The following is a 13,022-nucleotide window of genomic DNA, read 5'->3' on the forward strand; positions in this document are numbered from 1 at the left end:
GGTGGTTGTTGTGGGAGCGCTTCCATGGCACACTGTCGATTCAACGCAGCGGAGCCAGCTCGCGCGAGCGTGGGTCGCCGAGGGCATCCGGGTCTCCCGGACGGCACCCAGGGAACGGCACGGCGCTTCCTTCCCAGGTCGTACCCCGTCCCCGCCCGGCCCCACCGGCCGGACCGACCACCATCCCGGCGCCTCCGTCCCCCCGCGCACCCCTGTTCCCGCGCGTGGAGGTGCCTCCGCCGGGGCCCGCAGCCCCGGCCCGGTCCGAGGAGACACCGCGCACATGAGACTCATGGCAAGACGTCGCCGCACGGCGATGCTCGCCGCCACCGCACTCGCCATCGGCGGGGTGGGCCTGCCGGCCAGCGCGGCCCAGGCCGCGCCGGCCTGCGACGTGGTCTACGCCACCAACGACTGGGGCAGCGGCTTCACCGGCAACGTCACCATCAAGAACCTGGGCGACGCGGTCAGTAGCTGGACGCTCAAGTTCACCTTCCCGAACAGCAGCCAGCGGGTCACCCAGGGCTGGTCGGCCAAGTGGAGCCAGACCGGCAGCGAGGTGACCGCGACCAACGAGAGCTACAACGGCAGCCTCGGCACCGGCGCCTCCACCACCATCGGCTTCAACGGCTCCTACTCGGGCAGCAACCCTAAGCCCACCGCCTTCACCCTCAACGGCACCCCCTGCAACGGCACCCCGGCCAACCAGCCGCCGACGGTCTCCCTCGGCGTGCCGACCGGGCCCTTCCAGGCCCCGGCGGACGTGCCGCTGACCGCCACCGCCAGCGACCCGGACGGGACGATCAGCAAGGTCGAGTTCTACCGCAACGGCCTGCTGGTCAACACCGACACCACCGCGCCGTACGGCTACACCCTGACCGCCCTGCCGGCCGGCAGCTACACCGTCCAGGCCAAGGCGTACGACAACGCCAACGGGGTGGCGGTCGCCGAGAAGACGTTCACGGTCAACCCGGCCTCCGGCCCGGTGCTGGTGGCCACCCCGTCGGCGGTGAGCGTCAACGAGGGCGGCACCGCCACCTTCAACCTCAAGCTCAGCGCCGCGCCGACGGGCAACGTGCCGGTGACCCTCACCCGTACCGGTGACACCGACATCACGGTCTCGCCGGCCTCCGTCACGCTGACCCCGAGCAACTGGAGCACCGGGGTCACCATCACGGTCGCCGCGGCGGAGGACGCCGACACCGTCGGCGGCACCGCCACCATCACCGCCTCCGGCACCGGTCTCGCCCCGCTGGCGGTCACCGTCACCGAGATCGACAACGACACCCCCGGCGGCGACAACGCGTACATCAAGAAGTTCCTCGACCAGTACGGCAAGATCAAGAACTCGGGCTACTTCAGCCCCGAGGGCGTGCCGTACCACTCGGTCGAGACGCTGATCGTCGAGGCGCCCGACCACGGCCACGAGACCACCTCCGAGGCGTTCAGCTTCTGGCTGTGGCTGGAGGCCCAGTACGGCCGGGTGACCCAGAACTGGGCGCCGTTCAACAACGCCTGGACGGTGATGGAGAAGTACATCATCCCGTCGCACGCCGACCAGGCCACCGCCGGCGCCGCGGGCACCCCGCAGTACGCCGCGGAGTACAACCTGCCCAGCCAGTACCCCTCCCAGCTCCAGCCGTCCGTCTCGGTCGGCCAGGACCCGCTGCGCTCGGAGCTGCAGTCCACCTACGGCACCGGCGACATCTACGGCATGCACTGGCTGCTGGACGTCGACAACACCTACGGCTTCGGCCGCTGCGGTGACGGCACCACCCGGCCGGCGTACATCAACACCTTCCAGCGGGGCACCCAGGAGTCGGTCTGGGAGACCGTGCCCCAGCCGTCCTGCGACACCTTCAAGCACGGCGGTCAGTACGGCTACCTCGACCTGTTCGTCAAGGAGGGCAGCGCCCCGGCCAAGCAGTGGAAGTACACCAACGCGCCGGACGCCGACGCCCGTGCCGTTCAGGCCGCGTACTGGGCCCTGACCTGGGCCAAGGCGCAGGGCAAGCAGGCCGACGTGGCGGCCACCGTGGCCAAGGCCGCCAAGATGGGCGACTACCTGCGGTACGCCATGTTCGACAAGTACTTCAAGAAGATCGGCAACTGTGTCGGGGCCAGCACCTGCGCCGCCGGCAGCGGCAAGGACTCGGCGCACTACCTGCTGTCCTGGTACTACGCCTGGGGTGGCGCGTACGAGGCCAACCAGAACTGGTCCTGGCGGATCGGCTCCAGCCACAACCACTTCGGCTACCAGAACCCGTTCGCGGCCTGGGCGCTGACCAACGTGGCCGAGCTCAAGCCGCAGTCCCCGACCGCCGTCGCGGACTGGCAGAAGAGCCTCGACCGGCAGTTGGAGTTCTACACCTGGCTCCAGTCCGCCGAGGGCGGCATCGCCGGCGGCGCCACCAACAGCTGGGACGGCAACTACGGCCAGCCCCCGGCCGGCACCTCCACCTTCTACGGCATGTTCTACGACGTCGACCCGGTCTACAACGACCCGCCGTCGAACCAGTGGTTCGGCATGCAGGCCTGGTCGATGCAGCGGATCGCCGAGCTGTACCTGCAGACCGGCAACGCGAAGGCCAAGGCGCTGCTCGACAAGTGGGTGCCGTGGGCGATCGCCAACACCACGGTGGGCACCAACTGGTCGATCCCGTCGGACATGAAGTGGACCGGCCAGCCCACCGTCTGGGACCCGATCAACCCGCAGCCGAACAGCAACCTGCACGTCGAGGTGACGGTGAAGGGCCAGGACGTCGGCGTCGCCGCCGCCTACGCCCGGACCCTGATCGCGTACGCCGCCAAGTCGGGCAACGCGTCGGCGAAGAACACCGCCAAGGGCCTGCTCGACGCGCTCTCGGCGGCGGCCGACACCAAGGGCGTCTCGATGCCGGAGAAGCGCGGCGACTACAAGCGCTTCGACGACGTCTACAACGCCGCCGACGGCCAGGGGCTCTACATCCCGTCCGGCTGGACCGGCAAGATGCCCAACGGCGACGCCATCGCCCCCGGCAAGAGCTTCCTGGACATCCGGTCGTTCTACAAGAACGACCCGGACTGGCCGAAGGTCGACGCGTACCTCAAGGGCGGCGCCGAGCCGACCTTCAACTACCACCGGTTCTGGGCCCAGGCCGACGTCGCCATGGCGTACGCCGACTACGGCAACCTGTTCCCGAACGGGTGAGTTGACCCTTCCGGGTGGGTGGCGCGGCGCCGCCCACCCGGAGGCCGACCGGGCCCGGGGGAGCGGACAGCCCGGTCGGTGGGGCGGCCTGATTCCCACGGTCAGGCCGGGGGTGGGTCGGCCGTCCGGCCGACGCAGCGGACGGCCGGCCCACCCCACCGTCCACCGTCCGCGTCCAAGCGCGGCAGCCACGAAAAAAGTGCCCGTCGTGGGATCACACGACGCCACATGACGGAGTACCGTGTTGCTCGGAGAGGCCGCTCCCCCCGTGGCGGCCTCTCCATTCACGTTCCCGGCGTCAGTCCCGCTCCGGCGGCGGCCCCGTCCTCCGCCGGCACCACCGGGTGCCGCAGCCCCGGATGACCGGCCGGCAGCGACCGGCGGATCACCACCCAGCTCACCGTCAGCGCCGCCGCCACCAGCGGCCAGGTCAGCGCCACCCGGGCCACGGTCAACGCGAGCACCTGACCGCCCAGCCAGAGCGGCAGGAAGACCACCACCCGCAGGACGTACGTCGCCGCCCACATCCAGCTACCCCGGCGGTACGCCCGCAGCAGCGCCGGATCGCGCCGCCACCGCCCCCGCTGCCGCAGCGCCACCCCGACGACCACCCCGAGCAGCGGCCGGCGCACCACGATGCTCACCACCCAGACCAGCGCACTGGCCAGGTTGGAGAAGACCTGCACCGCGAAGAAGTCGACCGCCCGGCCGGTGCGCAACGCCACCAGCGCGGCCACACAGACCGCGAGCAGCCCGACCAGCACCGCCCGCGGCCGGTCCCCCCGCCGCCACCGCCACAGCGCCACCGCCGCACCGGCCAGCGCGGCCGCCGCCACCCCGCCGACCACCGAGCGGCCCGTCGCCAGCCAGCCGACGGTGAACGCCACCGGAGGCAGCGTCGCGTCCACCGCGCCACCGCGCCCGCCGAGCAGGTCCGCCAACGACTCCGGCCGATCCGTCGCCGGTCGCCGCTGCCTGGTGCTGTCGGTCACCGTCACCTCCGTGGTCCGGATGCCAACGTATCCGGGACCCGCCGGTGGCCCCGCGAGCGACGTGCCGGGCTTGCCGCTACGGTGTGCGGGTGCGAGCGACGGCAAGGGGTTGGACCGCGGTCTGGTTGGTCGTGCTGGCGTTGGCCCAGACGGCCGCCTTCCTGCTGGTGTGGCGCTTCGCCGTGCACACCGGCACCGGGCAGTGGCTCGACACGGTCGCGCTGACCGGCAACCGGATCGGGCAGGACCGCATCGACGGGCTGGTCAACCGGGTCCTCAACGCCATGTCGGTGGTCTCCCTGCTGGCCGCCACCGTGGTGATCTTCTTCATCGCCCTGATCCGGGGTCGCAAGGCGCTCGCCATCTCGGCCACCCTGCTGATCGCCGGCGCCAACGTCACCACCCAGGTGCTCAAGTACGTCATCGACCGGCCGGCGCTCGGCATCGACCCGCAACGCGACGCGGTCGGCAACAGCCTGCCCAGTGGGCACACCACCATCGCGGCCTCGGTGGCGCTGGCGCTGATCCTGGTGCTGCCGGCCAAGGTGCGCGTACCCGGGGCGTTCCTCGGTGTCGCGTACGCGGCCGTCGCCGGGGTGGCCACCCTCTCCGCCGGCTGGCACCGGCCCAGCGACGCGGTGGCCGCCTTCCTGGTCGCCGGCGTCTGGGCGGCGCTGGCCGGACTGCTGCTGCTGATCTTCCAGCACGAACAGGCGCAGGTCTCCCCGGACGACGCCCACCGGGTGGCGGCCACGGTGCTCGGCGTCGGCGGGCTGCTCGCCGTCCTCGGCTCCGGGCTGGCCCTGTCCGGGCTGCTCGACCAGCAACAGGTGCCGGTCGACGAACTGGGCCGCCGCCCGCTCTTCATCGGGTACGCCGGCAGCGCCGCCGGCATCGCCGGCACGATGGGTGTGGTGGCGGCGCTGGTGCTGCTCTCCGTGCACCGCCTGGTGCCCCGCTGGAAGGGCTAACGCCGGTAGGTCCCGACCATCGTCCCGCTGGCCAGCTCGCGGCCGGCGAGGGCCGCGTGCACGTCCGCCGCCTGCGGCGCGTCGGCCAGGTCCAGCGGGCGTTCCAGCGCGTACAGCCGGAAGAAGTACCGGTGCGCCTCCTCACCCTGCGGCGGGTGCGGCCCGCCCCAGCCGGCGGTGCCGAAGCCGTTGGCCCACACCCGGCCGCCGTCGGGCACCGCGCCCTCGGACACCCCGTCGGTGGCCGGGGAGATCCCGGTGACCAGCCAGTGCAGGAACGGGCTACGGCCGGCGTCCGGGTCCTCCACCAGCAGGAGCAGCTCGGTCGCCGACGCCGGCACGTCGGACCACTGCAACGGTGGCGACACGTTGCCGCCGTCCCGGGCGAAGCGCCCCGGCAGCAGGTCGTGGTCGGTGAACGCGGTGCTGCGCAGCATCATGCCGGCCATCTCGGACCGCCCCCTCTCGTCGGCCCGGCGCGGGTACCCGGGCCGACGCCGACGAAACCGGGTGAGAGGCTACGACCCCACCCACTGCACGGAGGTACGGCGAGATGGAGGCGGTACGCGCCGCGTTCCGGGACGAGTGCGCCCGGCTGGACGCAGTCCTGCGGACGCTGACCGGCGCGGACCTCGACCGGCCCACCCCCTGCCCACCCTGGGCGGTACGGGACCTCGTCGCCCATGTCCGCACCGGCGCCGGCCGCCTGGTCGACATGCTGGCCGCGCCCCCGCCGCCCCGGGCCGAGGTGGACGCCGCCGGCTACTTCGGCACGGCGAAGTTCACCCCGGAGGTCGACGCGGCCCGGATCGACAGCGCCCGCCAGGCGGCCCGGCACCTCGCCGACCCGGGGCGAGCCGGCGCACGGACCGGCCCACACCACGCCGGGCCGGACGACGCCCGTCAGCCGGCCGGACCGGCGGTCACCGCGGCCGCCTTCACCACCGCCTGGCGGGCCACCGACGCGGCGGTGGCGGCGCACTCCGCCGGCCGGCTCGTCCGCACCCGGCACGGCGACCCGATGACACTGCACGAGTTCCTGGTCACCCGGGTGGTGGAGGTCGGTGTGCACGGGCTGGACCTGGCGGTGGCGCTGCGCCGCGAGCCCTGGCTCACCCCCACCGCCGCCCGGGTGATCGCCGACCTGCTCACCGGTGCCCGACCGGTCCCGGTCGGGCTCGGCTGGGACCGGCTCACCCTGATCCGCAGGGCCACCGGCCGCGCCCCGCTCACCGACCGGGAACGGGAGGTCGTGGCAGCGGCCGGCTTCCGCTGGCTGTCCTTCGGCGGTTGAGCCGGGACCCGGGCGTTGCCGTCCCGCCCCCACCGGCCGGTGGCCGGGCGGGGCTCACGATCGGGTGACCGCCTCGGCGCGGTTCCACCGGCGGGTCGGGTCGGTCCCCGCCACCCGGTCACGGCCGGTGGCCGACTGGCGGGGCGGTGTCAGGGGGCGGGGAGCGGGGGGACGACGCCGCGCAGGTGGGCCAGCACGACCGGGTCGATCCGGCCCGGCACCAGCCGCTCCTCCAGGTTCTCCACGCCGGCCCAGGAGGCGAGCGCCTCGTCCAGGCCGGCACCGTCGACCGGGTGACCGGCGGCGGCGAGCAGGCCGGCGACCTCACCGGCGAGCGGGCCGGCGAGGTCCAGCAGGGTCGCCGGGTCGGGCCTGCCGAAGAGCAGGGTGTGCATGTCGAGCAGCCGGCCCAACTCGGTGACCGGGTCGGGATGGTCGTCCACCCGCAGGTCGACGAGGTTGTCGCCGGTGCCGGCGTACCCACCGCGCCGCTGGACCACCAGCAGGCCCGCGCTCTGCCGACCCCGCCGGTCGCCGCCGGCCCGGTCGCCCGCGTGCAGCGCGGCGAGCAGCCGCTGCGGGAACGGCAGCGCCGTGCCGCCCAACCAGGCGTCGCGGACCGCGTCGATGACCTGCGGGCCGGCGAGGATGTTGCCCTGGGCCGCCCAGCCGTCCCCGGCCTGGCCGCCGGCCCACTCGTGGCAACGCGGGCCGGTCCAGGTGGCGCCGACGCCGCTGACACCCACCACGCCGAGCTGGCGGTCGTCCCGTCCCGGGTCGGCCGCGACCAGCCCGGCCAGCACGTCCGGGGCGGCGACGCCGCTGCGCAGCAGGGCCAGCCCCTGCGGGCCGTAGCCGAGGTTGACGTGCGCTTGGGTGGCGACCGCCCCCACCTCCGCCTCGGCGGCCGGCACCAGGGCGCCCGCGGCGAGGAACTTGCTGGCCACCGCGACACCGTGCAGCCGGCCGTCGGCGGACCGGGCGACGAGGGAGAAGGTCACCCGTGGAGGTTAGCGCCGACCGTCGAGCGGGAGAAGTGGCACCACGGCGCGCGCCCGGCCCGCCATCGGGGCGCCGCGGCGGCCCGTGCCGGGGCGGGGCGGCCCCTGCCGGGGCGGGGCGTGCCGTGCGGCGGCCAGCCCCGGCCGTCCCGCCGGTGGGTGACGCGACAGGCCGCCGTCCGGGCGGCTGGTCTCCTCCCGGTCCGGCAACCCGCCCTTGTTCCGGTGCGGGCGAGCGGGCACCATCGATCGGATGACGAACCGATGGGGCTTCACGGTACCGCTGGGTGGGGTCCCGCTCGCCGAGCACGCCGCCGTCTACGCGGCCCTCGACCGGGCCGGCTTCACCGACGTCTGGTCGTCCGAGGTGAACGGCACCGACGCGTTCACCCCGCTCGCCCTGGCCGCCGCCTGGCAGCCCGCACTGCGGCTGGGCACCGCGATCACCCCGACCTTCACCCGGGGCCCCGGGCTGCTGGCGATGAGCGCGGCGGCGCTGGCCGAGGCCGCCCCGGGCCGGTTCGCGCTGGGCATCGGCGCCTCCTCCCCGGTCGTGGTGGGGGACTGGAACGGGGTGCCGTTCACCGAACCGTTCCGGCGTACCCGGGACATGCTGCGGTTCCTCAGGCCGGCGCTGCGCGGCGAGACGGTCGACGGGGCGTTCGACACCTTCAGCGTCCGCCGGTTCACCCTGGAACGACCGCCGGCCACCCCGCCGCCGGTGCTGCTCGCCGCGCTGCGCCCGGGGATGCTGCGGCTCGCCGCCGCCGAGGCCGACGGGGTGATCCTCAACTGGCTGGCCGCCGACGACGTACCCAGGGTCCGCGCCGAGCTGGCCGGGCGCGGCGGCCCCGACTTCGACGTGGTCGCCCGGATCTTCGTCTGCCCCACCGAGGACGCCGACTACGCCCGCACCCTCGGCCGCCGGTTGATCACCAGCTACCTCACCGTCCCCGCGTACGCGGAGTTCCACCGCTGGCTGGGACGGGAGGCGACACTCGGCCCGGTGTGGTCGGCGTGGGCGGCCGGCGACCGACGGGCCGCCGCCGCGGCCGTCCCGGACGAGGTGGTCGACGCGCTCATCCTGCACGGCTCGCCCGCGCACTGCCGCGACCAGGCCCGCCGCTACACCGACGCGGGGGTGGACGTGCCGGTGCTCGCGCTGCTGCCCACCCCGGAGCTGGCCACCGGCGGGGCCGCCACGCTGGGCGAGCTGATCGCCGGCCTGGGCAGGACGGAACGGAGCTGAGATGAACCTGACCGACCGGGTGGTGGTGATCACCGGGGGAGCGGGCGGCATCGGCTCGGCGCTGGGCCGCCGCTTCGCCACCGAGGGCGCTGCCGCCGTCGTCCTCGCCGACCTGGACGCCACCGCCACCACCGCGGCGGCCGAAGCCATCGGCCCGGTCGCCCGGGGCGTCGCCGTCGACGCCGCCGACGAGAGTCAGGTCCGCGAACTGGTGGCCGACACCGAGCGACGGTACGGCCGGATCGACCTGTTCTGCGCCAACGCGGGCGTGGCCACCGGCGTCGGCATCGAGGCGGCCGACGCCGACTGGGACCGCGCCTGGCGGGTCAACGTGCTCGCCCACGTGTACGCCGCCCGGGCGGCGCTGCCCGGGATGCTGGACCGGGGCGGTGGCTACCTGATGCACACCTGCTCGGCCGCCGGGGTGCTGACCGCGGTCGGCGACGCCCCGTACACCGCCACCAAGCACGCGGCGGTCGGGCTGGCCGAGTGGCTGGCCATCACCTACCGCGACCAGGGCATCCGGGTCAGCGCACTCTGCCCGCAGGGGGTGGACACCCCGATGCTCGCCGACGGGCTGGCCACCGGCCACCTGGCCGCCCAGGTGATCGCCGCCTCCGGCCCGGTGCTCACCCCCGACCAGGTCGCCGACGCGGCAGTCGCCGGGCTGGCCGAGGAGCGCTTCCTCATCCTGCCGCACCCCGAGGTCGCCGGGTACGCGATGCGCCGTGCTCAGGACCCGGACGGCTGGCAGGCCGGGCTGCGTAAGCTCGTCCGCCGGCTGCGCGCCGGAGCCGGTCGGTCGACGCCGCCCGCACCGCCCCCGGCGCGGTAGGCGCGGTACGCCAGGAATCGTCGCCGGACACCCGGGCGACGGACCCGGTACGGCGGCAGCCGTCAGCGACGCCGGCACCACGGGTCGGGACGCACCGACCGGCCGGGCCGGGCAGCGCGCATCCCGGGCGGGACAGGTCCAGCACCGAGCCGGACGCCAGGCAGGGCCGTGACCTGCTGACCGTAATGGGCGCCCTGGCGCACCGTCACCTGACCGGACGCGTCGACCTCAGACGGGTTGTTCTCCGTGCAGCTTTCCCCCCCTGGTCGTTACTCGTGCTGTGCAGCCCGACCACGGTCCGTCCGTCCGGCGCGATCAGTGGCGACCCCGAGGTGCCGTGCCCTGGCGTACAGGCACCGGTGTAGCGGAGCGCGTTCTCCTGTGCTCGTACCCGCCGCCCCGCTCGGCGCGGGGCAGGAGCAGCCCGTCGAGCCACTGACCGGCGGGCGTCCACAGGAACGCCGCGCAGGTCAGCACGAGGGCGACGAGGGAGCAGAGCGCCGCCTTGACCAGCGGGCCGGGGCGCACGGAGTGCGGCCGGCGCGGCGGGGCCGACATCGGGAGGCGTTCGACCCGGGAGCATCGCCATTCAGGGAACACATGGGCCATGGTCGCCGTGCCATGTCCGGACACCGTCCGCGGCAGGTCTTCGTTATGTCACAGGTCCCGGGGCCGCTGGGGAGACGCGGCGGGCGGCACCGGGCCAGCCTGTGGCCGGACTGGCAATGCTCGCACGGCGCAGTGGATTCCCGCCGACTGCCGTAACCGTGGCGCACCAGGGAACGAGGCCCTGCGCCCACGCCTCGTCACCCGCCGGCGAACGCCTGGTACGTCATGAGGACGACCCCGGAGGCGAAGGGTTCGGCGGACACCAGTTCCAGTCGTGCGGGTGGTTGACCACCGTCGAACAGCGCCTTGCCTTGGCGCAGGAACAGGGGGTGCACCAGAAGGTGGATCTCGTCGATGAGCTTTAGGTCAACAAGGGATCGGATCAGGGTGAGACTGCCGTAGACCACGATGTCCCCGCCGGACCCGCGCTTGAGTGCGGCGATCTCGTCGGGGTCGACGTGGTGCAGTGTCCGGGTGTTCTGCCAGGCTGCGGTGTTCCCCGAGGCAGATACGACGATCTTTTCCAGGGCGTCGAGTCGTTGGGCATAACCTCGGACGGCGTCTGGTTCGTCGGGGTTTCGGGCGGCCAGCGGCCAGTAGCCGGCGAAGTCGGCGTGCGTGATCCGGCCCAGCATCAGGCTGCCGGCGTCCTCCACCAGCTTCCGCTCGTATCTCTGAAGCTGGTCGTCGACGAGCAGCCAGTCCATCTCGTCGTCCGGGCCAGCGACGAATCCGTCGAGGGTGATCCACATCGACACGACAATCTTGCGCATCTTCGTCCTCCGTCATGGTGCGTTGATCTTCGGCGCCCCGGGTCGGTCCACCAGGTAGATCCACGGCTGTTGGTTCTTGACCGCCCCTGGACACGGCCCGGACGGGTCCAGGGGTCCGGCCCGGAGACCGCTCCTGGAAGTCGACCGCCCCGACCCACGTCGGGCGCAGGCCGATCCGGACCATCCGCGAGCGGCGTGCTCAGGCAGGACGGCACCGACCTCCGTCAGGGTGACCCGCCCGCGCAGCATGAGCACCTCGGGAAGCCTGCCGCGGTGTCGACGCAGATCGCCACGTCCGGATCGCCTTGCGGCGGGCTCGCCGCTTCGATGTCGGGCAGGCTCATGCGAGCAAGGTAGAGGGTTAACTCCTACAAAACAAGTGCCACTCCTGAGTTAGGAGTTAGGTAGTCTGGAGACCATGAGCGGCGTGCGTAGCTACGGGGATCCGTGCGGTGTCGCCCGTGGGCTGGACATCATCGGTGAACGCTGGGCGCTACTGGTGGTACGCGATCTCCTGCTCGGCCCCAGGCGCTTCAACGACCTTCTCGGCGGCCTACCCGGAGTGAGCCCGAACGTGCTGAGCCAGCGGCTCCGCCAACTGACTGAGCACGGCGTCGTGCAGCGGCGGGACCTGGGGCCGCCGACGCGGGTCCACCTCTACGAGCTCACCGAATGGGGCCGCGTCCTGGAGCCCGTCCTCCTGCAGTTCGGCCGCTGGGGAAGCCAGTCCCCGCAGCTACCCCAGGGTGCCCTCGGCGTCGACTCCCTGCTGCTCAGCATCAAGGCAGCCTTCGATCCGGCGCGCGCCACCGACCTTCGCGGCGTCTATGAGTTCCACATCGACGCCGACACGTATCTCGCCGAGGTCGCCGACAACTCGGTGCAGATCCGTCGCGGCAAAGCGCCGGAACCCGACGCGTCGCTCGCCACCGACATCGACACCCTCCGGGCCGTCTGCGGCCACCAGATCACCATGGCAGCGGCACTGGACTCGGGCGCGCTGCTCCTGAACGGTGACACGGACGCCAAGCGGCGCCTCACCGACCTTCTCCTGGCCCCGTTCACACCCGCACCCCCACCCGCCACTGTCGTCCCGCCCGGCGAGGCCCGCTGGGCACGCACACCGCGCTCCTGGTGATCAGGACGACAAGAGCCGTGTAACGGGAGACTGTCACGCACGATTCTGTGGGAGCCCGGGGGTGAAATCCCCCTGGGCGACTCGACCTGGGTCGACGCGGGGGAGCGTGATGGTGAATGTCGTTCCGACGCCGACCTCACTCGCGACCGTGATGGTGCCCTGGTGATCGGTGACGATCTGCCGGGCGATGGCGAGGCCGAGGCCACTGCCCCCGGTACGGCGGCTCCGTGCGGCGTCGGCCCGCCAGAACCGGTCGAACACATGTGGCAGCGCGTCCGCTGGGATTCCCGAACCGCTGTCGACGACCCGGACGACCGCCTGCGTCTCGGTGCGGCTCGCGACCAGTCGGACGCTGCCACCCGCCGCGGTCGCCCGTACTGCGTTGGTGACGAGATTGCCCACCACCTGGCGGAGCCGGTCGGGATCGGCGTACACCGCAACCGGCCCGGCCGCCACGCGCAACGACACCCCGGCCGACTCCGCCCTGGCGTGGTGGGCGGTGCCGCAGGTCTCCAGGAGTTCGGCCAGATCCACCGTGACCCGGTGGTACGCCAGTTTGCCGGCCTCAGCCAGGGCCAGGTCCTGCAGGTCGTCAACGATGCGCTGTTGCAGCATCGCCTCGTCGTGGAGTGACGCGAACAGGTCCTGGTCCGGCGTGATCACGCCGTCGGAGAGCGCCTCGAGATAGCCGCGCAGGTTGGCCAGCGGGGTGCGCAGTTCATGGGCGACGTCGGCGACCAGCCGGCGTTGCCGCTCCTCCCCGCGCTGCAGGGAGTCGGCCATCCGGTTGAACGACCGTGTGGGCGGCTCCGGAGGCGGCGAGCGGATATCCGCACCGCTGGCCCACGTCTTCTTCAACGGTTCTTCACAGCCGCCTGCCTACTGTGCCTGTCGTATCAGTCAGGAGCCGGACATGATCTTCGAACCAGCACCCCCAGGATGCCGCGACGAGCAACAGCGGCGGGCGGCC

The 13,022-nt window shown here is 73.1% G+C and carries 12 protein-coding genes; 6 read left to right on the forward strand and 6 right to left on the reverse strand.

What is annotated here, in order from left to right; all coding sequences use genetic code 11:
* The first annotated feature begins 292 nt into the window (after positions 1-292).
* A complete protein-coding gene (locus ACIQG9_RS25640) occupies positions 293-3,190 on the forward strand; it encodes a glycoside hydrolase family 48 protein (protein ID WP_400407164.1) in 2,898 nt (965 codons plus the stop codon).
* 284 nt (positions 3,191-3,474) lie between these two features.
* Here ACIQG9_RS25640 and ACIQG9_RS25645 read toward each other — a convergent pair whose 3' ends face one another.
* The gene (locus ACIQG9_RS25645; protein WP_400407104.1) at positions 3,475-4,182 is read right to left on the reverse strand and encodes a DUF3159 domain-containing protein; all 708 of its coding nucleotides are present in this window, start codon (positions 4,180-4,182) and stop codon (positions 3,475-3,477) included.
* A gap of 83 nt (positions 4,183-4,265) precedes the next feature.
* Here ACIQG9_RS25645 and ACIQG9_RS25650 point away from each other — a divergent pair, with 83 nt between their 5' ends.
* Positions 4,266-5,153, forward strand: coding sequence for a phosphatase PAP2 family protein (locus ACIQG9_RS25650; RefSeq protein WP_400407106.1), 888 nt, complete (start codon positions 4,266-4,268; stop codon positions 5,151-5,153).
* On the opposite strand, the gene ACIQG9_RS25655 is transcribed toward ACIQG9_RS25650, so the two are convergent.
* Complete coding sequence (locus ACIQG9_RS25655) at positions 5,150-5,593, reverse strand: YbhB/YbcL family Raf kinase inhibitor-like protein (protein ID WP_400407108.1); 444 nt, start codon at positions 5,591-5,593, stop codon at positions 5,150-5,152. The genes ACIQG9_RS25650 and ACIQG9_RS25655 overlap by 4 nt on opposite strands.
* 113 nt (positions 5,594-5,706) lie before the next feature.
* On the opposite strand from ACIQG9_RS25655, the gene ACIQG9_RS25660 reads away from it, so the two are divergent.
* Positions 5,707-6,447 carry a maleylpyruvate isomerase N-terminal domain-containing protein gene (locus ACIQG9_RS25660; RefSeq protein ID WP_400407110.1) on the forward strand — a complete coding sequence of 247 codons (741 nt, stop codon included), beginning with the start codon at positions 5,707-5,709 and terminating at the stop codon, positions 6,445-6,447.
* 149 nt (positions 6,448-6,596) lie between these two features.
* On the opposite strand, the gene ACIQG9_RS25665 is transcribed toward ACIQG9_RS25660, so the two are convergent.
* On the reverse strand, positions 6,597-7,448 hold the full coding sequence (locus ACIQG9_RS25665; RefSeq protein WP_400407112.1) for a DUF1028 domain-containing protein: 852 nt from the start codon (positions 7,446-7,448) through the stop codon (positions 6,597-6,599).
* Between the two features lie 253 nt (positions 7,449-7,701).
* Between ACIQG9_RS25665 and ACIQG9_RS25670 the strand changes: the two genes are divergently transcribed.
* Together ACIQG9_RS25670 and ACIQG9_RS25675 are read left to right on the forward strand one after the other, a co-directional pair.
* Positions 7,702-8,697, forward strand: coding sequence for an LLM class F420-dependent oxidoreductase (locus ACIQG9_RS25670; RefSeq protein ID WP_400407115.1), 996 nt, complete (start codon positions 7,702-7,704; stop codon positions 8,695-8,697).
* Between the two features lies 1 nt (position 8,698).
* On the forward strand, positions 8,699-9,532 hold the full coding sequence (locus ACIQG9_RS25675) for an SDR family oxidoreductase (protein ID WP_400407116.1): 834 nt from the start codon (positions 8,699-8,701) through the stop codon (positions 9,530-9,532).
* Positions 9,533-9,847: 315 nt separating this feature from the next.
* Here the strand turns inward: ACIQG9_RS25675 and ACIQG9_RS25680 are convergent, their stop codons facing one another.
* Positions 9,848-10,090, reverse strand: coding sequence for a hypothetical protein (locus tag ACIQG9_RS25680; protein WP_400407119.1), 243 nt, complete (start codon positions 10,088-10,090; stop codon positions 9,848-9,850).
* Positions 10,091-10,338: 248 nt separating this feature from the next.
* The gene (locus tag ACIQG9_RS25685) at positions 10,339-10,914 is read right to left on the reverse strand and encodes a dihydrofolate reductase family protein (RefSeq protein ID WP_400407121.1); all 576 of its coding nucleotides are present in this window, start codon (positions 10,912-10,914) and stop codon (positions 10,339-10,341) included.
* Between the two features lie 418 nt (positions 10,915-11,332).
* Between ACIQG9_RS25685 and ACIQG9_RS25690 the strand changes: the two genes are divergently transcribed.
* On the forward strand, positions 11,333-12,052 hold the full coding sequence (locus ACIQG9_RS25690) for a winged helix-turn-helix transcriptional regulator (protein ID WP_400407124.1): 720 nt from the start codon (positions 11,333-11,335) through the stop codon (positions 12,050-12,052).
* A gap of 33 nt (positions 12,053-12,085) precedes the next feature.
* Here the strand turns inward: ACIQG9_RS25690 and ACIQG9_RS25695 are convergent, their stop codons facing one another.
* On the reverse strand, positions 12,086-12,910 hold the full coding sequence (locus ACIQG9_RS25695) for a sensor histidine kinase (RefSeq protein ID WP_400407127.1): 825 nt from the start codon (positions 12,908-12,910) through the stop codon (positions 12,086-12,088).
* Positions 12,911-13,022 lie beyond the last annotated feature (112 nt).

Source organism: Micromonospora sp. NPDC092111 (assembly GCF_044755745.1).
In the GTDB taxonomy this organism is placed as follows: domain Bacteria; phylum Actinomycetota; class Actinomycetes; order Mycobacteriales; family Micromonosporaceae; genus Micromonospora.

Bases quoted from the DNA above. Each gene is read 5' to 3' on its own strand.
- ACIQG9_RS25685 (WP_400407121.1), bottom strand. From the start codon at position 10,914: ATGCGCAAGATTGTCGTGTCGATGTGGATCACCCTCGACGGATTCGTC.
- ACIQG9_RS25640 (WP_400407164.1), top strand. From the start codon at position 293: ATGGCAAGACGTCGCCGCACGGCGATGCTCGCCGCCACCGCACTCGCC.
- ACIQG9_RS25670 (WP_400407115.1), top strand. From the start codon at position 7,702: ATGACGAACCGATGGGGCTTCACGGTACCGCTGGGTGGGGTCCCGCTC.
- ACIQG9_RS25675 (WP_400407116.1), top strand. From the start codon at position 8,699: ATGAACCTGACCGACCGGGTGGTGGTGATCACCGGGGGAGCGGGCGGC.
- ACIQG9_RS25690 (WP_400407124.1), top strand. From the start codon at position 11,333: ATGAGCGGCGTGCGTAGCTACGGGGATCCGTGCGGTGTCGCCCGTGGG.
- ACIQG9_RS25680 (WP_400407119.1), bottom strand. From the start codon at position 10,090: ATGTCGGCCCCGCCGCGCCGGCCGCACTCCGTGCGCCCCGGCCCGCTG.
- ACIQG9_RS25655 (WP_400407108.1), bottom strand. From the start codon at position 5,593: ATGATGCTGCGCAGCACCGCGTTCACCGACCACGACCTGCTGCCGGGG.
- ACIQG9_RS25660 (WP_400407110.1), top strand. From the start codon at position 5,707: ATGGAGGCGGTACGCGCCGCGTTCCGGGACGAGTGCGCCCGGCTGGAC.